This is a genomic window from Streptomyces sp. H27-H1, from assembly GCF_026627445.1.
GTDB lineage: Bacteria > Actinomycetota > Actinomycetes > Streptomycetales > Streptomycetaceae > Streptomyces.
Genome location: NZ_JAPNLJ010000001.1, coordinates 99,758 through 120,343 on the forward strand (window position 1 = coordinate 99,758; position 20,586 = coordinate 120,343).

Consider the following 20,586-nt stretch of genomic DNA (forward strand, 5'->3'; position numbering starts at 1 on the left):
GGCGGTTCGTGCCGGTGTGAGCCGGCGGGATCCGCCCCTTTGCCTTGCTGCGGTTTCGGGTGATTCGAGCTGTGGATACGATGCGGTCATGGGTCGTCGGCTGGTACCGCTCACGCTGGACAACCTTCAAGAGCTGCCGCGGCGTTGCCGGTCCTGTGTCTTCTGGGAGTTGGACCCCGTCAGCGGCGGGGCCGCCGTGAAGGCGGGCAACTCTGCCCAGGAGAAAGAGGCGTGGATCTCCGCCGTCCTCCTGGAGTGGGGCTCGTGCGGCCGGGTGGTCTATGTGGACGAGGTCCCCGTGGGATTCGTCCTGTACGCGCCGCCGGCCTACGTGCCGCGTGCGACCGCGTTCCCGACCAGCCCGGTTTCCCCGGACGCCGTACAGCTCATCACCGCGTGGATCATGCCCGGGTACCAGGGCCAGGGGCTGGGGCGGGTGCTGGTCCAGACGGTGGCGAAGGACTTGCTGACCAGGGGTTTCCGGGCGATCGAGGCGTTCGGTGATACCCGGTGGGAAGGCCCGGCCTGTCTGCTGCCGGCGGACTATCTGCTGTCCGTGGGCTTCAAGACGGTACGCCCCCATCCGACGCGCCCCCGGCTGCGGCTGGAGCTGCGGTCCACGCTGTCCTGGAAGGAAGACGTGGAACTGGCCTTGGACCGGCTGCTGGGCGCCGCCCGGAAGGAACCGGCGCTGCGCCCGCTGTGAGATGGCCGCTCGGGGCCGGCCCGCTGGAGGCCGTCCGCTCCAGGACATGGGACCGGGGCCGCTCCCGGCAGGGGGCGGCCCCGGTCCCATATCACTGGGCGATGCTGCGTCAGACGGGCTTGACCTCGACGAAGTCCGCGAGGTCGCGCAGGATGGCGGCCTTGGGCTTGGCACCGACGATGGTCTTGGCGACCTCGCCGCCCTTGTAGACGTTCAGCGTCGGGATGGACATGACGCCGTACTTGGCGGCCGTCTCCGGGTTCTCGTCGATGTTGAGCTTGACGATCTCGATCTGGTCGCCGTACTCGGCGGCGATGGCCTCGAGCGACGGAGCGATCTGGCGGCACGGACCGCACCAGGCGGCCCAGAAGTCCACCAGGACGGGCTTGTCGCTCTTGAGGACGTCGTCATCGAAGCTTGCGTCGGTGACGGTCTTGAGGGTGCCGGCCACAGCGGCCTCCTTCTTTTCCTGCGGGGACTGGGGTGTGTGCTGCTTCAGGGTGTCAGACCGTCGCGTGCGCCTTCTCGGCGTCCGCGAGGGCGGCGAGGAAGCGCTCGGCGTCGAGGGCCGCGGAGCAGCCCGTACCCGCGGCGGTGATGGCCTGACGGTAGGTGTGGTCCACGACGTCGCCCGCGCCGAACACACCGGGGAGGCTGGTGCGGGTGGACGGGGCGTTGACCGTGAGGTAGCCCTCCGCGTCGAGGTCCAGCTGGTCCTTGAACAGCTCGGTGCGCGGGTCGTGGCCGACGGCGATGAAGAGACCGGTCACGGGCAGCTCGGAGGTCTCACCGGTCTTGGTGTTGCGCAGGGTGAGGCCCGTGAGCTTCTGCTCGCCGTGGATCTCGGCGACCTCACTGTCCCAGGCGAACTTGACCTTCGGGTCGGCGAAGGCACGGTCCTGCATGGCCTTGGAGGCACGCAGGGAGTCGCGACGGTGGACGATCGTGACGGACTTGGCGAACCGGGAGAGGAAGGTGGCTTCCTCGATCGCGGTGTCGCCGCCGCCGACCACGACGATGTCGTGGTCCTTGAAGAAGAAGCCGTCGCAGGTGGCGCACCAGGAGACACCGCGGCCGGAGAGCGCGTCCTCGTTGGGCAGGCCGAGCTTGCGGTGCTGGGACCCGGTGGTCACGATCACGGCCTTGGCGCGGTGCACGTTGCCGGCGGTGTCGGTGACGGTCTTGATCTCACCGGTGAGGTCCACGGCCACGACATCGTCCGGGACCAGCTCGGCGCCGAAGCGCTCGGCCTGGCCGCGCATGTTGTCCATGAGGTCAGGCCCCATGATGCCGTCCTGGAAACCGGGGAAGTTCTCGACCTCGGTGGTGTTCATCAGCGCGCCACCCGCGGTGACCGCGCCTTCGAAGACCAGGGGCTTGAGCGAAGCACGTGCGGTGTACAGGGCGGCCGTGTACCCAGCCGGCCCGGAGCCGATGATGATCACGTTTCGTACGTCGCTCACGGGTTACTTCCTCGTCTCTGCGGACTGCCTGCTGCCTATCGGGGCGCCGGTGTGAACTCTCACCCCACCCAACGGATCCTACGGCGCTTGCATTCCCGAGCCGTCCAACAAGCTGAGGACTGGATCAGCTCCGGGGGTAAGTGCTGGTCAGCAGGGGCTTCCCGGCAGGGGCCGAGGGGTCGTTGACGCAGGCGGAGCCGACGAGATAGGCATCCACCACGGAGGAGTCGCCGGGGTGGGGCAGGACGATGAGGAAGACGTCCTTGCCCTCGTAGGTGCCGCGCTCGAAGCCCAGCGGGCTGTCGGGGCGGCCGGTGGCTTCCTGTACGCAGGCCGGTGCCCGGGGCGCTCCGCCGTCGGCGGGGGCGAGGCTCGGGTCCGCCGGAGCGCTGTTCTCCACTCCGAAGGTGTTGTTCTCCTTTCCCGTGGCCTTGTTTCCCGGGCCCGCGGACGCGAGGAGCTCCCGCACCGTGCCGGGGAGTCCCTGCGCGGTGTACGCGTTCGCACCGGACCTGGACTGGGCGGTGGCAGCGTCGCTCCGCGCGGACATGTCCCGCGTGGGGTGGTCGCCGGAGATGAGTCCGGACACCAGGATGCCGGCGGCGCAGGCCGCGAGCAGACCGCCCGCGATCGCGATCCGGCGGCGTGCACGTCGCCGTCCGGGGCCGGTTGGGCCGGCCGGGTGACCGGAAGGGCGCAGGGCGCCGGTCTCACCGAGCGGGGCGGCGGAGGTTTCACGTGAAACGTCGGGACCGGGGCTCCCGTCGGCCGCCTCGGCCGGGCGGCCGGGCCCGGGCGCCCCGTGCGGGGTGGAGGCGTCGAGCAGTGCTTCGGCGGCGAGGGCCGCGTCGATCCGGCCGGCGATGTCGGCGGGCATCCGGGCGGGGCCGGGAAGGGTGCCGAGCAGGGACCGGATCTCTTCCAGGGAGGCGCGGACGTCCGCGCACAGGGGGCAGCCGCCGAGGTGGCTGCGGACCTCCGCCGTACGGGACGGGGAGAGGAGGCCTTCCGTCAGCTCGGAGATCTCCGAGACGTCGGGGTGCCCGATCGTGCCGGTCGTGGCGCTCACGCTCGTCCACCTCCGCCCTTCACTGCGTTGGGATCCGGGACCGTGTTCCCGGGGTCTGCCGTCGGTGGGACGGTTGTCCCCGGTGTCCGGTTCCTTCCCCGCTCGGTGTCGGTGTTATCCCCGGTCCGCGTGCGCAGATGAGTGAGGAGCGGGACGAGTTTCGCCCTGCCGCGGGCGCAGCGGCTCTTCACGGTGCCGACGGGGACGTCGAGCATGCGGGCGGCCTCCGCGACGGGGTAGCCCTGCATGTCGACGAGGACCAGAACCGCCCGCTGATCGGCCGGGAGGGTCCTCAGGGCGGCCAGTAGCTGCCGGTGGAGGTCCTGGCGTTCCGCGGGGGCCTCGGCGGATTCGTGGGGCTCCAGGAGCCGCTCCAGACGCTCCGTGTCGTCCATCGGGGACGTCCTGCGGGAGGCGGCTTTGCGGGCCCGGTCCAGGCAGGCGTTCACGGTGATGCGGTGCAGCCAGGTCGTGACGGCGGATTCCCCGCGGAAGGTGTGCGCGGCGCGGTAGGCGGATACCAGGGCGTCCTGCACGGCGTCGGCGGCTTCCTCGCGGTCGCCGAGGGTGCGCAGGGCCACGGCCCACAGCCGGTCGCGGTGCCTGCGTACGAGCTCACCGAAGGCATCCGGGTCTCCGGCGGCGTGCAGCGACAGGAGCTCCTGATCACTGCGGCCGTCGGGTGTGGCTTCGTCCAACGGTGGGCCCCTCCCCTGCTGTCGTCAGCCCGTGAACTTCACTTCCGCGATGGCCTGCTTGAATCCGGCCCCGCTCCCGGTCGACGGATCCGCGGGCGATTTCGGCATCGCCGTGATCCAGACGAGCACGTAGCGGGCCTTGAGGTTCTCGGTGGTCAGTTTGAGAGTGCTGGACGAGGTCCTCTTCGTGACGATCTTGTCCATCGATCCGAGCGGCGCCGACGAAGACAGGGAGGAGGCCTTGTAGAGCGAGACGGTGGTGTGGTCGCCCGCGTACTTCAGCGCTATCGAGGCTTCGCTGACGTCCTGCTCGGAGCCGAGGTCGTAGACGACGCCGAGGCCCGCTTTGAAGCCCGGGGTCATGTCGGGGCCGTCGAGGTAGTACCTGGTGCGCCAGTAGGTGGAGGTGTCCTCGTCGAAGGTGTTCTTGGCGCCCTCGAGATCCTGGGGCTTGCCGTCGGGGTAGTACTCGGCGGCGCCCTTGACGGGGAGAAGGGCGGGCTCCTTCTTGTCGGGTGCCTCGTCGGCCTTCGGGCTCGAGTTCTGGTTGCTGCCGCTGCTGCCCTGGGTGCTGTGGTCCAGCAGGGCGTCGGCGAGCTGCCAGCTGCCCAGCCCGAGCGCGGCGATCAGGAGGGCCGCGACACCCCACTTGAGGACCCGGCCGGTACGGCTCTGCAGGGGCGGCGGCGGAGGCGCGATGCTGAGGACCTGCGCGCTGGGCAGCCCGGGGCCCTGGGGCCGGCCGTAGCTGCCCTGCTGGTAGGTCGTGTGCTGGTACTCCGGAGGCGCTGTGAACGTGGGCTCCGGCGGCCGGATGCGGGGCATCGCGGCCACGGCCTTGGAGAGTTCCTCCGGGGTGGTGCAGGCGGGTTCCTGGCGCGAGGCGGTGGCCCCGTCGTTGGCGAGGGCGCGCATGGCCAGCTCGCCCAGACCACGGTGCACGCCCGCGCGGACCTGGTCGGGTGCGATCAGGCCGACGCCCTTGGGCAGGCCGGTGAGGCCGTAGGCGTCGTTCTCGTACGGCCAGCGCTGGGTCAGCGAGGCGTACAGGAGGGCGCCGATGGCCTCGGTGTCCGCGCGCTGCGGGGTCTCGCTGGTGATGCCGCGCAGGGCGGCGTTCACGGCCAGGCCGCGGATTCGGTACTGGCCCGTGGAGGTGCGCAGTATCGCGCTGGGGGTCAGCCGCAGGTGCGCAAGGCCTTCGCGGTGTGCGGCGGCCATGGCCTGGGAGATCTGGCTGACGAGCTGGTAGGCCTCGTGCGGTTCCATGGGGCCCGCGGCGAGGATCGCGGTGAGCTCCGTGGCATCGGGGAGCCACTCGTGGACGACGTAGACGAGGTCGTTCTCCTCCACGGCGTCGAGGACCTGGACGAACCGGGGGTCGCCGAGCAGGGCCGAGGAGCGGGCTGCGGCCAGGACGGCTCTGGCCCGCGCGTGGTCGGCCGGCAGCAGGTGGACGCCCACGGCCCGGCGCAGCTTCTCGTCCATCGCACGCCAGCTGCTGAATCCGTCCAGACGGGTGACGCATTCTTCGAGCCGGTAGCGTCTGGCCAGCTTGTGGCCGCTGTGCAACTCGGGCGCGGCAGCGGGTGCCGGGTTCCTGCGGTCGCCGTCCTTCTCGGGCATGGTTCCGTCCGCGGCTCGTCCGTTCTGGGTGTCCACCCCGTCGGTCGTGGCCTGGGCCGTCTCCGCGGCCAGCGGCTCGTCGCCGCTGTTGTCGGCCACGTCGACGGCAGCCGTGCTACGTTCCGCCACCGTCGTCCCCGCCTCCCCATCCGTTGCGCGCTGTCGGCCAGTCTGCGAAGCCATGCCAATTGTGCCCACAGTCCACCGATGTGCACGACACGCCAGCGAGGGCGAAGGTTGTACGCATCAGCGTCCCAGGCGTCCGCGGACCATCCCGACCATGGCGTTGAGTTCTTCGATGCGCATCCGCTTGGCGGCGACGAGGAACACCGCCGCCAGTGAGATGGCGCCGGCCACCAGAGCGGTGAGGGAGCCGAGGGCTCCGCTGCCGATGAAGTGCAGGACGGCGAAGGCGACGGCGCCGGCCACGGCGGCAGCGGGGACGCAGGCGCCGATGAGCCGGGTATAAGTGCGCATCACGTGCACCCCGTCGAGGTCGCCGCCGAGGCGGGTGCGCAGTCGGCGCCAGGCGACCCCGACGCCCACGGCGTAGCCGAGGCCGTAGGCGGCGGCCATGCCGACGACGGCCCAGCGGGCGGGGAGCACGAAGAAGGCGACGGCGGACATGCCCGCGTTGACGGCGGCGACGATGACCGTGTTGTAGAAGGGCGTCCGGGTGTCCTCGTAGGCGTAGAAGCCGCGCAGGACCACGTACTGGACGGAGTACGGGATCAGTCCGAGGCCGAAGGCCATCAGGATGAACCCGATGTTCTGGGCGCTCTGCGTGCCGGAACCGGCGTAGAGCAGGCCGGCCATCGGAACGCCCAGGGCGAGGAACGCGAAGGCGCAGGGCACGATCGCGACGGCCGAGGTGCGCAGTCCGTAGGAGATGTCGTCACGCACGGCGGCTGCGTCGCCGTCATGGGCGGACCGGGAGATGCGCGGCAGGACGGCGGTCATGACGGAGACGGTGATGATGGCCTGCGGCATCTGCCAGAGCAGCAGGGCGTAGTTGTAGCCGGTGATGCCGGTACCGCCGTGGCCCTGTTTGTCGGCCACCTCGCCCGCCCAGGTGGCGAGCTGGGTGACGACGATGAGGCCGAGCTGGTTGGCGAGGACGAAGAAGAACGTCCACTTGGCCAGGCCGGCGGCCTTGCCGAGGCCGTGGCCCTTCCAGTCGAAGCGCAGGCGCGGCCTGAAGCCGGCGTCGCGCAGGTAGGGAACCATCGCCAGGGACTGGACGACGAGGCCGAGCAGGGTGCCCAGGCCCAGCAGGCGGACGCCGTCGGGGGTGATGCCGGCCTCGGTGACGCCCGTGGTGGTGAAGCCTCCGAAGGCCCAGATGAAGGCACCGAAGGTGGCGATGACGACGATGTTGTTGAGGACCGGGGTCCACATCATCGCGCCGAACCGGCCTCGGGCGTTGAGGATCTGACCGAGGACCACGTGCACGCCCATGAAGAACATGGTGGGCAGGCAGTAGTGGGCGAAGGCGACGGCGACGTCCAGGCGCTGCGGGTCGTCGGCGATCTTCTGCGACATCATGCCGATGAAGAGCGGGGCCGCGAGCACGCAGACCACCGTGACGGCGCCCAGCAGCACCATGACGAGGGTCAGCAGCCGGTTGGCGTACGCCTCCCCCCCGTCCTCGTCGTTCTTCATCGCGCGCACCAGCTGCGGGATGAAGACGGCGTTGAGGGCGCCTCCGCCGACCAGGACGTAGATCATCGTCGGCAGGGTGTTGGCGACCTGGTAGCTGTCGTTGAGGGTGGCGACGCCGATCGCCCCGGCGATCACCAGGGTCCGCATGAAGCCGGTGATGCGGGAGACGATGGTGCCGGCGGCCATCAGGGCACTGGACTTGAGCAGGCTGGAGGCGCGTCCGGCGGGCTTGCTCGGCGCCGGGGCGGCCACGGGCGCGTCCTCCGCGGGGGTGCGGGGCGCCGCGTCCTGGTCCCGGTAGAGGTGCGCGAAGGCATCGGGACGGGATTCCTGGTCGGTGGCCTTGGTCACGAGGGAGTCCACACCGACGAACTGTGTGGTCGTGGCGTGGTCGCCGTACGGCAGGTGCCGGGACGGACCGTCCGGCTCGGGCGGAGGGGTCTGGGCCCATACCCGCGGGTCCGGGGAGTACGAGGGGGCCGGCGGGGCCGCGTAGAGCGGACCGGGCTCCTGGAAGGTGCCGGGCGGTGGCGGCGGGTGCGAGGCCCGGTCGTACAGGACTTCCGCCACCGGGTCCTGGGCGGACAGGTCCTGCGCCCGGTACGGGTCGTAGGCGTAGGCGTCATGGACATAAGGGTCGTGGTCCGGCGCGGGCGCGGGCGCGGGAACCTGCCCCGGCACCGGGGTGCCGGGGGCAGTGCCCTGGGAGGGCGCGGGCCCGCCAGTGCCCTGCGCGCGGTCACCTTCGTACGGCGCGTTCATCGAAACCCCACCTCATCGTCCCCAGGCCGACCGGCCACGGCGTCGCTCAACGGTCCACTGTCTCACCCGTGCCGGACGGGTCCGCGCTTTGCGGTCCGGTGTCCGGGGACTCGTCACTCTGCTGCGTGCTCTCCTCGGCGGCGGCGCGTGCTGCGACGCGCTTGCGGCTGGCGTACATCTTGATGCCGGCCAGCACGAGCAGGAGGACCCCGCCCGCGATGACGAGCATGACGGTGGGGGTCACCTCGGTGGCCTCGACGGTGAACTTGCGCGCCTTCCCGTAGGGCACGCCGTCCGTGGTGAAGAGCTGCGCCGTCACCTCGACCGGGCCGCTCGCGGTTGCGTTGGCGTCGAACTTCACGGTCTGGCTGTGCCCGCCCTGGATCGCGACTTCCCGCTGATCCTCCCCGCTGTCGCCGAACATCAGCCGGGTCGGGTTGGCGGACCGCACCCGCAGGACCAGGTTGTGGGTGTCCTGGACGAGGCTGTTCTGGACGCTGACCGGGATGGTCGCGCTGTGTCCGGAGAGCGTCGCATCGGACTTCGGGATGAGCTTGACCTTGTCGGTGAGCCGGATCAGGTACCGCTGCACCTGGTCCCGGTAGTCCCAAGCCGCATCGGGGCGGCCACGCCAGGAGGTGGACATCTCCCGGTTGGTGGTGTTGCCGAAGGGGATCTCGACGCGGTCGGGCGCGGTCAGGATCACCTTGAAGTGGTCGAGGGTCGTCTCGGTGGCGCGGATCTTCTCGAAGGCGGAGACCGGCAGTTCCTGCTTGCTCAGCGCCCCGGGGTACTGGCCGGCTCCCGGCACCTGGGTGGCGGCGCGGGGGTCGGGCGTCGCTGCGGCCGCCGCCTCCAGGTCCACGGCCTGGCTCCAGCGGCCCGACTGCAGAGCCCGTATGGCGGCGGCCATCGTCTGCGCCTGGCTGGAGCTGGGCATCCGCTGCGGAGCGACGACGAAGCTGCGCTGGTTGTCGGTCTTCTGCAGGTTCAGGGCGAGGGTCTGGGCGAGGAACTGCTGCACCGCGAGGGTGGCGTTCCCGGACCGGAGCATGTCGCCCTGGAAGGCGGTGGAGAGATCGGCGTCCGCGACCACGGCCGTGGTGCCCGCGCCGATGGGCCGCGCGGCCGACGGGGTGTAGCCGAGGGCGCCGGTCTCCTGGAGGCTGTCGCTGCGGGTCAGGACGTTGTGGGCACCGGCCGACGTCGCCACATTGACGATCGACGGGTCGATCGCTCCGTCCACGGGCCAGGAGAAGTCGGTGGTCGCGGGGACGTGCAGGACCGTCTCGACGGCCTGCTTCGCCTTGTCGGTGGCGGGTCGCAGCTGCCCCAGGGTGCCGGAGACGTCCTTGCCGTGGTGGGCGAGCGAGGCGATGTCCGGATCCGCGAAGGGCAGCGCGACGACCTTCTTGCCCCGGACGGCGTTTTCCAGTGAGCTGAGCCACTGCTCGGCGAGGGCTTTGTTCTTGCCGAGGACGGTCCGGCCTTCGGGGGTGCGGACCCGGTAGCCCTTGGTCATGGCGTCGACGGTGTAGAGCAGATCCGGGTCGATGACCCAGGTGATGGGCAGCTCCTTGCCGAGGGCCACCATCTGTTCCAGGCGGCCGCCGGGCCTCAGCTCGTCGGCGAGGCTGTCGTCGAGGAAGACGGGGGTCTGCAGCTCGTCCGACCCGGTCTCCGACGTCAAGTGCGTGGTGGAGATCAACGGCCACGCGTACGCGAGCTGGGAACGCTTGGCGGCGGCCTCCGGCTGCCAGGGCAGGAAGGTCCGCTTGATGCCGAGGACCCGCTCGTACTGCCGGCTCTCGGTCTCTCCGGACAGGGAGACGCCGAGCTGGTAGACGCCGTCCTTGTCCAGGTCCAGCTTGCTCACCGGAACCTTGAGGGTGAACGGCCGGCTGACCTTCGAGGGCAGCGAATCGATCTTCACGGCAAATTCGGCGCCGACCTCCGCCGGGTCGGTGCCCGCCCGGAATCCGCCACGCTCCGCGGCCTCGTCGATGGAGCTGCGGTCACCGAGCGCCGGCCCGACCCGCAGACCCACGTGCGCGTCGGTGATCTTCTCGCGGCCGTTGTTGACCACGGTCCCCGAGATGGTGAGGGTGTCGCCCTTGACCGGGGCGCTCGGCGCCAGGTCGTCGAGCTGGACGTCGACGGCGGCGGCCGCCGTGTCGGCGGCCTGGGCTTCAGGGGCGGGCGAGTAGACCAGGCCGGCGAGCACCGGCGTCCCGGCGAGCAGGACGACCGCCCGCCGCAGCCAGCGCCGCCGGGCAGGAGCGAGGGGTGCCCCCTGGATGTCTGCCGCCTCGGCCAACGCGCTCGCCCGTCCCTCGGAGTGTCAGTGGTCGTCGTTTGTGCGTCCACGCATGGTAACGAGGCCCGCTGTGCGCGAGTGCCGCGCCTTGCTCCACATGATCGGGTCCGCCCCGGCGCGGCCGTGGGCCGGGGTGGCGCCAAAACACGGGAGCTCCGGGCGGGCCGGGCACGTACCCTTTTCTGTTGTGCCGAACGCCAACGAAGACAACCCCAGTGTCCTGAATCACGGGCAGGCCCGCGCGGTGAGCGAACTGCTGCGGATCGCCCCTGTCGCCGACGAGCTCGGCCGCCGTTTCCAGGAGGCGGGTTTCCGCCTCGCCCTGGTCGGCGGGTCCGTCCGCGACGCGCTGCTCGGGCGCCTCGGCAACGATCTCGACTTCACCACCGACGCCCGCCCCGAGGAGGTCCTCAAGATCGTCAGGCCGTGGGCCGACTCGGTCTGGGACGTCGGCATCGCCTTCGGTACGGTCGGTGCGCAGAAGGCCGCCCGTGTCGGAGACGCTGACCGAAGCTTCCAGATCGAGGTGACCACCTACCGTTCGGAGTCCTACGACCGGAGCTCGCGCAAGCCCGAGGTCTCCTACGGCGACTCCATCGAGGAGGACCTCGTCCGCCGCGACTTCACGGTGAACGCGATGGCCGTCGCGCTCCCCGAGAAGCAGTTCGTTGACCCGCACGGCGGCCTGGAGGACCTCCGGGCGGGCGTGCTGCGCACCCCGGGTACGCCCGAGGACTCCTTCTCCGACGACCCGCTGCGGATGCTGCGGGCGGCCCGTTTCGCCGCCCAGCTCGACTTCGAGGTCGCCCCGGACGTGGTGGCGGCGATGACGGAGATGTCCGCCCGCATCGAGATCGTCTCGGCCGAGCGGGTCCAGGGCGAGCTGAACAAGCTGCTGCTGGCCGCGCACCCCCGCAAGGGCCTGGGCCTCCTCGTGGACACGGGACTGGCGGACCACGTGCTGCCGGAGCTGCCGGCGCTGCGGCTGGAGAGCGACGAGCACCACCGGCACAAGGACGTCTACGACCACTCGCTGATCGTGCTGGAACAGGCGATCGCGCTGGAGCAGGACGGCCCGGACCTGGTGCTGCGGCTCGCGTCCCTGCTGCACGACATCGGCAAGCCCCGGACCCGCCGGTTCGAGAGCGACGGGCGGGTCTCCTTCCACCACCACGAGATGGTGGGCGCGAAGATGACCAAGAAGCGCATGACCGCGCTCAAGTACTCCAACGACATGATCAAGGACGTGTCCCGGCTGGTGGAGCTGCATCTGCGCTTCCACGGCTACGGGGACGGGGAGTGGACCGACTCGGCCGTGCGGCGCTATGTCCGCGACGCCGGTCCGCTGCTGGACCGCCTGCACAAGCTGACCCGTTCCGACTGCACCACGCGCAACAAGCGCAAGGCGAACGCTCTCTCGCGCACCTATGACGGGCTGGAGGAGCGCATCGCCCAGCTGCAGGAGAGGGAGGAGCTGGACGCGATCCGGCCCGACCTCGACGGCAACGAGATCATGCGGGTGCTCGACGTGGCCCCCGGCCCGGTGATCGGCAAGGCCTACGCGTTCTTGCTGGAGCTGCGGCTGGAGAACGGTCCGCTGGAGCACGACGCGGCGGTCGCCGCCCTCAAGGAGTGGTGGGCCGCGCAGGAAGCCTGAGAGGGCCGATGTTTCACGTGAAACGTCGGGCTGGTGAGCCGGTCGCGCATCGGTCAGGGCGATGTTTCACGTGAAACATCGCCCTGACGCATGAGGAACGCCGCGATCAGGGCGTAGAGCATGGCCACTCCGAGGATCAAGGGGGCGGAGTGCCCGTCGAGCGGGAGTACGAGAGCGGCCACTCCCGCGGCGCCGACGAAGGCGGCGTTGAAGAGCACGTCGTAGACGGAGAACACGCGGCCGCGAAAGGCGTCGTCCACCTGGGACTGCACGACGGTGTCGGTGGAGATCTTGGCGCCCTGGGTGGCCAGGCCCAGCACGAAGGCGGCTGCCAGCATCGGTCCGGGTGTGAAGAACAGGCCGAGCGCCGGCACCAGCACGGCGGCGCCCGCGGCGCAGAGGGTGATGGAGCCGAGGGCGCCCAGCCGGCCCACCAGCCAGGGAGTGATGACGGCGGCCGCGAAGAAGCCGGCCCCGGAAACGCCGACCGTGACACCCAGCAGCGCCAGCCCGTCGGCCTCGTTGTCCGACCAGGCGTAGCGGCAGAGCATGAGCAGCGTGACGAACAGGGCTCCGTAGCAGAACCGCATGAGGGTCATGGCGGTGAGCGCCCGGGCCGCCTCGCGCCGTGAGGCCAGGTGCCGCAGGCCTGCGGCCAAGCCCCGCACGGTGAGGGCGACCCCCTGGCCGACCGTCGGGTTGATCCGGCCGGGCAGGTGGTCGGGCCCCAGGAGGTCCAGGGCCAGGCGCAGCGAGACCAGGGCCGCGCACAGGTAGAGGCCGGCTCCGAGGAGTACGACGAGGGCGTCGGAATCGTCGGCCAGCACGCGCACGAGGAAGGCCAGGCCCCCACCGGCGACGGCGGCGAGTGTTCCGGCGGTGGGTGAGAGGGCGTTAGCGGTGACCAGCTGGCCGGGCGCGACGACACGTGGCAGGGAGGCGGAGAGCCCGGCCAGGACGAAGCGGTTGACCGCGGTCACGGACAGGGCCGAGGCGTAGAAGAGCCAGTCGGGGACGTGCGCGACGATCAGCATGCCGGTGACGCAGGCGAGGAAGGCCCGCAGCAGGTTGCCGTAGAGGAACACCTGGCGGCGGCGCCAGCGGTCCAGCAGGACTCCCGCGAAGGGGCCGATCACCGAATAGGGCAGCAGGAGTACCGCCATGGCCGAGGCGATGGCCGCGGGCGAGGCCTGCTTCTCCGGGGAGAAGACGACATAGGCGGCCAGCGCGACCTGGAAGACCCCGTCGGCGGCCTGGGAGAGGAGCCGTACGGCGAGCAGGTTGCGGAAGTCCCGCAGACGCAGGAGTACGCGCAGATCACGTACGACAGCCATGGGGGAAAGCGTCACACACGCGGAGGGTCCCCGGGCACATTGCCCGGGGACCCTCCGCGGAAGAACAGTCGAAGTCCAGGTGTCCTCGAGGACGCCGGGGTTCGACTAGCGCTCGACCTCGCCCTTGATGAACTTCTCGACGTTGGCCTGGGCCTCGTCGTCGAAGTACTGCACCGGCGGGGACTTCATGAAGTAGCTCGACGCCGACAGGATCGGGCCGCCGATACCGCGGTCCTTGGCGATCTTCGCCGCGCGCAGCGCGTCGATGATGACACCGGCGGAGTTCGGGGAGTCCCACACCTCGAGCTTGTACTCGAGGTTGAGGGGGACGTCGCCGAACGCGCGGCCCTCGAGGCGGACGTAGGCCCACTTGCGGTCGTCGAGCCACTGGACGTAGTCCGACGGGCCGATGTGGACGTTCTTCTCGCCGAGCTCACGGTCGGGGATCTGCGAGGTGACGGCCTGCGTCTTGGAGATCTTCTTCGACTCCAGGCGCTCGCGCTCCAGCATGTTCTTGAAGTCCATGTTGCCGCCGACGTTGAGCTGCATGGTGCGCTCAAGACGGACACCGCGGTCCTCGAACAGCTTCGCCATCACGCGGTGCGTGATGGTGGCGCCGACCTGGGACTTGATGTCGTCGCCGACGATCGGGACACCGGCCTCGGTGAACTTGTCGGCCCACTCCTTGGTGCCGGCGATGAAGACCGGGAGGGCGTTGACGAAGGCGACCTTGGCGTCGATGGCGCACTGGGCGTAGAACCGCGCCGCGTCTTCGGAACCGACGGGCAGGTAGCAGATCAGAACGTCGACCTGGCGGTCCTTGAGGACCTCCACGATGTCGACCGGAGCCTCGGCCGACTCCTCGATGGTCTTGCGGTAGTAAATACCCAGGCCGTCCAGGGTGTGGCCGCGCTGAACGGTCACACCCGCGCTCGGGACGTCGCAGATCTTGATGGTGTTGTTCTCACTGGCGCCGATGGCGTCCGAAAGGTCGAGGCCGACCTTCTTCGCGTCGACGTCGAACGCCGCGACGAACTCGATGTCGCTCACGTGGTAGTCGCCGAACTGGACGTGCATCAGACCGGGGACCTTGGCCGCCGGGTCGGCGTCCTTGTAGTACTCGACGCCCTGCACCAGCGAGGCGGCGCAGTTGCCTACGCCGACGATGGCTACGCGAACCGAACCCATTCCGGTTGCTCCCTGTTTGTTCTCGGACGAGGCCTGCGAGATGCAGACCTCACTTTGCAGTTTCGTCGGACGGACCGGGTCGTCTCTGATCCCGTCCCGCCCGCTCACTCTCGATGAGCTCGTTCAGCCAGCGCACTTCGCGCTCCACGGATTCCATGCCGTGGCGTTGCAGCTCGAGCGTGTAGTCGTCGAGCCGCTCGCGTGTGCGGGCGAGCGATGCGCTCATCTTCTCCAGGCGCTCCTCAAGGCGGCTGCGACGGCCCTCCAGTACCCGCATGCGTACGTCTCGTTCGGTTTGGCCGAAAAAGGCGAAGCGGGCGGCGAAGGACTCGTCCTCCCAGGCATCGGGGCCCGTGTGGGAGAGGAGCTCCTCGAAGTGCTCCTTACCTGCTGCCGTCAACCGGTAGACGATCTTGGCGCGGCGCCCTGCGAGTGAAGCGGCGAGAGCGTCTTCCGGGGCGTTGCCCGGTTCTTCGATCAACCATCCGTTGATGACGAGCGTCTTGAGGCAGGGGTAGAGCGTCCCGTAGCTGAACGCTCTGAACACCCCCAGTGAGGTGTTGAGCCGCTTGCGCAGCTCGTAACCGTGCATCGGGGATTCGCGCAGCAGGCCGAGAACAGCGAACTCGAGGATGCCTGAGCGCCTGCTCATCCGCTTGCCCTTCCCCTGCCTCGGAGTCTTTATACCGAGCTGATGTATCGGCTCGATACATCCAGACGATAGAACGGGCAGCCATCCACTACAAGTGGCAACGCGGTGACCGGCGTCACATCACTGATTTGCAGGAGGCGAGTTGCCTGTTTTGGGGTGAACTTCGACACTGGTTGGGTTTTGGGCCTGCGTAGTCTGTGCGGCATGACACCGGGGGGACCGTCACTCACCTGCCGCTTCCAGGCCACTCGCCTGCCCGAGGAGTAGTCGTTCGATGAGCGAGCACCGCCGCAAACCGCAACAGCCCCAGGGCGGCGGCCGCGCCGCCGCCCGCAAGGCTGCCCAGCAGCGCCCTTCCAGGGCCGCCGGCCCCGGGCGTAACGTCCCCACGTCGTCCCCCAGCGGGCCGTATTCGGAGCAGCCGGTGCACGGCAGCCGGTCGGACGCCCGGAGATCCGCCGGCCGCGCCCCGGCGGGACGGGCCCGCGGCGCCGGCGGAGCCGGCCGGGGTACGGGCCGCCCGAAGAAGCGGTTCATCGACTATCCCCGTGCGGAGAAGGACGGCTGGAAGCGTTTCGTCCCGTCCTGGAGGCTCGTCAGCGGCACGGCCCTGGGCTTCTTCGCGATCCTCACGGCGGGCGCCGGCATCGGTATTGCCTCGGTGAACACGCCCAACGCGAACCTCGCGGCCAAGGCGCAGAACAACGTCTTCTACTGGTCCGACAACTCCCAGATGGTCGCTACCGGCGGTTCCGTGAACCGCCAGATCGTCACTATCGGGCAGATCCCCCGGTCGATGCAGAACGCCGTGATCGCGGCGGAGAACGAGTCCTTCGAGTCGGACAAGGGCGTCGACCCGATGGGCGTCGCCCGTGCGGTGTGGAACATGGCCAAGGGCGGATCCACGCAGGGCGGCTCGACGATCACCCAGCAGTATGTGAAGAACACCTACCTGGACTCCGACCAGACGCTGAAGCGAAAGGTCACCGAGCTCTTCATCTCGATAAAACTGGGTGTGAACGAGGAGAAGAACGAAATCCTCGCCGGCTACCTGAACACCGCTTACTACGGACGGGACGCCTACGGGATCCAGGCAGCCGCACGCGCCTACTTCGGCAAGGACTGCGACAAGCTGAACCCCTCCGAGAGCGCCTTCCTCGCCGCCGTGCTCAAGGGCCCGAACCTGTACAACCCCGACGGCGGCATCGGCTCCGCGGCCACGGCCGACGAGAACAAGATTCGGGCCGAGGCGCGCTGGGCCTGGGTGCTGGACCGCGAGGTCAAGGTCGGGCGCATGGAGCAGTCCGAGCGGGACAAGTTCAAGGACTTCCCGCAATTGATCGAATCCGCTCAGTCCGCCGGTATGTCGGGGCAGATCGGCTACATGGTCGAGACGGCCAAGCTGTACCTGACCAAGACCAAGGGCATCTCGATCGACGATCTGGCCAAGGGCGGCTACCAGATCCACACCACCTTCGACAAGAAGAGGGTGGACTCGCTGGTCAAGGCCGTCGAGGAGACCCGCGACGGGCTGATCGACGAGAAGAAGCGGCCCGACACCGACACCTTCGTCCAGTTCGGCGCGGCCTCGGTCGATGTGAAGACCGGAGCCCTCGTCGCCCTGTACGGCGGCCCCGGCATCGACAAGAAGCACTTCAACAACAACGCGAACACCTCGGGCGTCCAGGTCGGCTCGACCTGGAAGCCGTTCGTCCTGGCGGCGGCCATGGAGTACGGCACCCAGAACTCGGACGGTGAGGGGATCTCGGCCGCGAGCAAGTACCAGGCGAACGACCTCACAGTGATCAACAACCGTGCGGGCGAGCCGCTGCGGGACGGCTCCGGCAAGCCGTTCCGGCAGAAGAACGAGAGCCCCACCGCCTTCGGCTACGTGACCCTGAACGAGGCGATGGAGAAGTCCATCAACGTCCCCTTCGCGCAGCTCATCTTCGACGTCGGCCACGACAAGGTGAAGAAGGTCGCGGAGGCGACCGGCATTCTGCCGGAGTCCTTCGACCCGAACGACAACGCCTCCTTCGCGCTGGGCACCTCGACCCCCAGCGCCATCCGGATGGCCGACTCGTACGCCACCTTCGCCGCCTCCGGCATGCACCACGATCCGTTCTCGGTGACCAGAGTCGAGAAGGACGGCAACCTCGTGCCCGGTTTCGAGAAGCCCAAGGGGGTGCGGGCGATGGACAATTCCATCGCTGACAACATCACCAAGGTCCTGCGCAACGTCGTCGAGAACGGCACCGGCACGAAGGCCAAGAAGCTCGGCCGGCCCGCGGCGGGCAAGACCGGAACCACCGACAAGAACATGTCGGCCTGGTTCGTCGGCTACACGCCCGAGCTTTCCACCTCCGTGGCCCTGTTCCGCTCGGACCCGAACGCGAAGAAGAAGGAACTGATCTCGATGAGGGGCGTGGCGGATATCCCGTCCCTCCACGGTGGTGACATCCCGGCCGAGATCTGGACCAAGTACATGAAGGCCGCGCTGAAGGACGCCCCCGAGACGGACTTCCCGGAGGCCGACAAGATCGGTGTCGTAGCGCACGCTTCCGGCGCTCCCTCGCCCACACCCACTCCTTCCCCCTCCCCCTCGCCGTCTCCGTCGATCAAGCCTTCCCCGACGCCGTCGCCCACTCCGAGCCCTTCACGCAGTGCCAAGCCGTCCTGCCGGCCGTGGGCCATCTGTGACCCGGACGCCAGCCCCAGCCCGACCCGGTCGCCCTCGCCCTCGCCCAGCAAATCGACCGGAAGGCCCGGCGGCGCGAGCGGTGGCGGCAGTGGAGGCTTCCCCATAGGGGGCTCGACGGGGGGCTGACAGGCCGCCCCACGACACGGCAGGAGAGGGCCGTCGCACCGAGTGCGGCGGCCCTCTCCCATGTCCCGTGCCGTACGGCAGGATGTGCCCATGACGAAGGTGCACGAGGAAAGCCCCGTACTGCCCACCCAGCAGGACGAGGTGGCCGCCGCGGGGAGCGAGTTCATCGGCGGCCCGCTGGGCCGCTACGCCCGGCTGGGCGGCCACTGGCTGACCCCGGTGCGGGTGGTCGTGCTCGTCGCCCTGGGGATGTTCGCGCTCGGCATGGTCCAGAAGCTGCCCTGCTACGACTGGGCGTGGTTCCGCGGGGCCGGCTCCCAGTACACCCATGCCTGCTACTCGGACATTCCGCACCTCTACGCCCTGCGCGGCTTCGCCGACGGCCTCACCCCGTACTTCGACCGGATCCCCGGCGACATGCAGTTCCTGGAATACCCGGTGCTCACCGGGGTCTTCATGGAGATCGCCTCGTGGCTGACCCCCGGCAGCGGCTCCATGCAGCACCGGGAGCAGATGTACTGGATGGTCAACGCGGGCATGCTGATGATCTGCGCCGCCGTGATCGCGGTGTGCGTGGCCCGCACCCACCGCCGACGGCCGTGGGACGCACTGCTCTTCGCCCTCGCGCCCGCGTTCGCGCTCACCGCGACCATCAACTGGGACCTGCTGGCCATCGCCCTGACCGCCGCCGCGATGCTCATGTGGTCGCGCGGCCGGGCGCTGTCCTTCGGTGTCCTGATCGGCCTGGCCACCGCGGCCAAGCTCTACCCCGTACTGCTGCTGGGAGCCGTGTTCGTGCTCTGCTGGCGGGCCGGGAAGTGGCGCGCCTTCGGCGCGGCGGTCGGCGGCGCCGCGGCCTCCTGGCTCGTGGTGAACCTGCCCGTCATGCTCTTCGCCTGGGAGGGCTGGCAGAAGTTCTACACCTTCAGCCAGGAGCGGCCCATCGACTTCGGATCCGTGTGGCTGCTGATCTCCCAGCGCTCCGGGAACCCGCTGGAAGGCGCCAACACCTACGCGACGGGCCTGACGCTGCTGCTCTGCGCGGGCATCGGGCTCCTCACGCTCACCGCGCCCCGACGGCCCCGCTTCGCACAGCTGGCCTTCCTGCTGGTGGCCGCCTTCATCCTGGTCAACAAGGTCTACTCGCCCCAGTACGTGCTGTGGCTCATCCCGCTCGCCGCGCTGGCCCGGCCGCGCTGGCGGGACTTCCTGATCTGGCAGGCCGGCGAGGTCGCCTACTTCCTGGGGATCTGGTTCTACCTCGCCTACACGACCAGCGGGGACAAGCACCAGGGCCTGCCACTGGAGGGCTACCAGCTGGCGATCGCGGCCCACCTGCTGTGCACGCTCTACCTGTGCGCCGTGGTCGTACGCGACATCCTGCTGCCCGACCGGGACGTGGTGCGGCGCGACGGTTCGGACGACCCCTCCGGAGGCGTCCTGGACGGCGCCGAGGACGTCTTCACGTTCCCCGGAACGGCGAAGGCGCCGCAGGAAGCGGCGCCTTCGGAGGGTCAGCGGGTGGACTGGGGCGTACGCCCCGGGGAGTGACTCAGGCGTCCAGCACCCGGTCGAACTGCGTGGTGGTGTGGCGCAGGTGCGCGACCAGCTCCTCGCCGACCGTCGGTTCGGGAGAGTCCGACGGCACGAACAGGATGGACACCTGCATGTGCGGCGGCTCGGCGAACCAGCGCTGCTTGCCCGCCCACACGAACGGCGACAGGTTCCGGTTGACGGTGGCGAGTCCGGCCCGGGCGACGCCCTTGGCGCGCGGCATCACCCCGTGCAGGGCCTTGGGGGCCTCGAGGCCGACTCCGTGGGAGGTGCCGCCGGCGACGACGACCAGCCAGCCGTCGGAGGCGGCCTTCTGCTGCCGGTAGCCGAACCGGTCGCCCTTGGCGACGCGGGTGACATCGAGTACCGCGCCGCGGTACTCGGTCGACTCGTGGTCGCCCAGCCACAGCCGGGTGCCGATGCGGGCCCGGAAGCGCGTCTGCGGGAACTGCTGCTGCAGCCGCGCCAGCTCCTGGGCCTTCAGGTGGCTGACGAACATCGTGTGCAGCGGCAGCCGGGCCGCGCGCAGCCGGTCCATCCAGCCGATGACCTCCTCGACGGCGTCAGAGCCGTCCGGGCGGTCCAGCGGCAGGTGCAGGGCGAAGCCCTCCAGCCGGACGTCCTCGATCGCCGAGTGCAGCTGGCCGAGGTCCTGTTCGGAGATCCCGTGCCGGCGCATCGAGCTCATGCACTCGATGACCACACGGGCGCCGACCAGGCCGTGGACCCCGTCCAGCGAGGAAACCGAGCGGATGACCCGGTCCGGCAGCGGCACCGGCTCCTCACCACGCCGGAACGGGGTGAGGACGAGCAGATCACCGCCGAACCAGTCCTTGATGCTGGCGGCCTCGTACGTCGTGCCGACGGCGAGGACGTCGGCGCCCATCCGGGTCGCCTCCTCGCAGAGCCGCTCGTGACCGAATCCGTAGCCGTTGCCCTTGCAGACGGGGACCATTCCGGGGAACTGGTCCTGGATCTGCTTCTGGTGCGCACGCCAGCGCGCGGTGTCGACGTAGAGCGTGAGCGCCATGCCCGTCCGGAGCCTCTCTCGAAAAGCTGCGTGGTGTGCAG

General features: G+C 69.6%; 15 protein-coding genes. 4 read left to right on the forward strand and 11 right to left on the reverse strand.

Translation table 11 applies throughout. The features are described from left to right. Nucleotides 1–88 precede the first annotated feature (88 nt). Nucleotides 89–706, forward strand: coding sequence for a GNAT family N-acetyltransferase (locus OTB20_RS00475; protein WP_267754546.1), 618 nt, complete (start codon nt 89–91; stop codon nt 704–706). A gap of 109 nt (nt 707–815) precedes the next feature. Here the strand turns inward: OTB20_RS00475 and trxA are convergent, their stop codons facing one another. From trxA to OTB20_RS00510, 7 genes are all read right to left on the reverse strand, one after another. After that, entirely contained in the window at nt 816–1,157 is a 342-nt protein-coding gene (trxA, locus tag OTB20_RS00480) for a thioredoxin (protein ID WP_267754545.1), read from the reverse strand. 52 nt (nt 1,158–1,209) lie between these two features. Beyond that, complete coding sequence (trxB, locus tag OTB20_RS00485) at nt 1,210–2,169, reverse strand: thioredoxin-disulfide reductase (RefSeq protein ID WP_267814413.1); 960 nt, start codon at nt 2,167–2,169, stop codon at nt 1,210–1,212. Between the two features lie 124 nt (nt 2,170–2,293). Beyond that, a complete protein-coding gene (locus OTB20_RS00490) occupies nt 2,294–3,238 on the reverse strand; it encodes an anti-sigma factor family protein (protein WP_267814414.1) in 945 nt (314 codons plus the stop codon). After that, nucleotides 3,235–3,936 (reverse strand): RNA polymerase sigma factor SigM, encoded by a 702-nt coding sequence (gene sigM / locus OTB20_RS00495; RefSeq protein WP_267814415.1) that lies wholly within the window; start codon nt 3,934–3,936, stop codon nt 3,235–3,237. Before sigM ends, OTB20_RS00490 begins: the two co-directional genes overlap by 4 nt. 24 nt (nt 3,937–3,960) lie before the next feature. Next, complete coding sequence (locus OTB20_RS00500) at nt 3,961–5,691, reverse strand: protein kinase family protein (protein ID WP_267814417.1); 1,731 nt, start codon at nt 5,689–5,691, stop codon at nt 3,961–3,963. A gap of 117 nt (nt 5,692–5,808) precedes the next feature. After that, a complete protein-coding gene (gene murJ, locus OTB20_RS00505) occupies nt 5,809–7,986 on the reverse strand; it encodes a murein biosynthesis integral membrane protein MurJ (RefSeq protein WP_267814419.1) in 2,178 nt (725 codons plus the stop codon). Between the two features lie 46 nt (nt 7,987–8,032). Next, nucleotides 8,033–10,303: a DUF6049 family protein gene (locus OTB20_RS00510; protein ID WP_267814420.1), complete on the reverse strand. Its 2,271-nt coding sequence runs from the start codon at nt 10,301–10,303 to the stop codon at nt 8,033–8,035. Between the two features lie 187 nt (nt 10,304–10,490). On the opposite strand from OTB20_RS00510, the gene OTB20_RS00515 reads away from it, so the two are divergent. Next, nucleotides 10,491–11,960 (forward strand): CCA tRNA nucleotidyltransferase, encoded by a 1,470-nt coding sequence (locus tag OTB20_RS00515; protein WP_267814421.1) that lies wholly within the window; start codon nt 10,491–10,493, stop codon nt 11,958–11,960. A 53-nt stretch (nt 11,961–12,013) separates the two neighbouring features. Here the strand turns inward: OTB20_RS00515 and OTB20_RS00520 are convergent, their stop codons facing one another. The 3 genes from OTB20_RS00520 to OTB20_RS00530 form a co-directional block, all read right to left on the reverse strand. After that, nucleotides 12,014–13,294 (reverse strand): MFS transporter, encoded by a 1,281-nt coding sequence (locus tag OTB20_RS00520; RefSeq protein WP_267814422.1) that lies wholly within the window; start codon nt 13,292–13,294, stop codon nt 12,014–12,016. A 105-nt stretch (nt 13,295–13,399) separates the two neighbouring features. Next, the gene (locus tag OTB20_RS00525; protein ID WP_267814423.1) at nt 13,400–14,482 is read right to left on the reverse strand and encodes an inositol-3-phosphate synthase; all 1,083 of its coding nucleotides are present in this window, start codon (nt 14,480–14,482) and stop codon (nt 13,400–13,402) included. A 49-nt stretch (nt 14,483–14,531) separates the two neighbouring features. Then, the gene (locus OTB20_RS00530; RefSeq protein WP_267754528.1) at nt 14,532–15,134 is read right to left on the reverse strand and encodes a PadR family transcriptional regulator; all 603 of its coding nucleotides are present in this window, start codon (nt 15,132–15,134) and stop codon (nt 14,532–14,534) included. Nucleotides 15,135–15,408: 274 nt separating this feature from the next. Between OTB20_RS00530 and OTB20_RS00535 the strand changes: the two genes are divergently transcribed. Next, a complete protein-coding gene (locus tag OTB20_RS00535; RefSeq protein WP_267814424.1) occupies nt 15,409–17,961 on the forward strand; it encodes a transglycosylase domain-containing protein in 2,553 nt (850 codons plus the stop codon). A 90-nt stretch (nt 17,962–18,051) separates the two neighbouring features. Continuing rightward, complete coding sequence (locus OTB20_RS00540; RefSeq protein ID WP_267814426.1) at nt 18,052–19,512, forward strand: glycosyltransferase family 87 protein; 1,461 nt, start codon at nt 18,052–18,054, stop codon at nt 19,510–19,512. A 1-nt stretch (nt 19,513) separates the two neighbouring features. On the opposite strand, the gene OTB20_RS00545 is transcribed toward OTB20_RS00540, so the two are convergent. Further along, nucleotides 19,514–20,545 (reverse strand): alanine racemase, encoded by a 1,032-nt coding sequence (locus OTB20_RS00545; protein ID WP_267814428.1) that lies wholly within the window; start codon nt 20,543–20,545, stop codon nt 19,514–19,516. Nucleotides 20,546–20,586 lie beyond the last annotated feature (41 nt).

Excerpts from the sequence above, each read along its gene's own strand:
- OTB20_RS00530 (WP_267754528.1), bottom strand. The coding sequence starts at position 15,134 with ATGAGCAGGCGCTCAGGCATCCTCGAGTTCGCTGTTCTCGGCCTGCTG.
- OTB20_RS00475 (WP_267754546.1), top strand. The coding sequence starts at position 89 with ATGGGTCGTCGGCTGGTACCGCTCACGCTGGACAACCTTCAAGAGCTG.
- OTB20_RS00520 (WP_267814422.1), bottom strand. The coding sequence starts at position 13,294 with ATGGCTGTCGTACGTGATCTGCGCGTACTCCTGCGTCTGCGGGACTTC.
- OTB20_RS00540 (WP_267814426.1), top strand. The coding sequence starts at position 18,052 with ATGACGAAGGTGCACGAGGAAAGCCCCGTACTGCCCACCCAGCAGGAC.
- OTB20_RS00535 (WP_267814424.1), top strand. The coding sequence starts at position 15,409 with ATGAGCGAGCACCGCCGCAAACCGCAACAGCCCCAGGGCGGCGGCCGC.
- OTB20_RS00545 (WP_267814428.1), bottom strand. The coding sequence starts at position 20,545 with ATGGCGCTCACGCTCTACGTCGACACCGCGCGCTGGCGTGCGCACCAG.
- OTB20_RS00525 (WP_267814423.1), bottom strand. The coding sequence starts at position 14,482 with ATGGGTTCGGTTCGCGTAGCCATCGTCGGCGTAGGCAACTGCGCCGCC.
- murJ (WP_267814419.1), bottom strand. The coding sequence starts at position 7,986 with ATGAACGCGCCGTACGAAGGTGACCGCGCGCAGGGCACTGGCGGGCCC.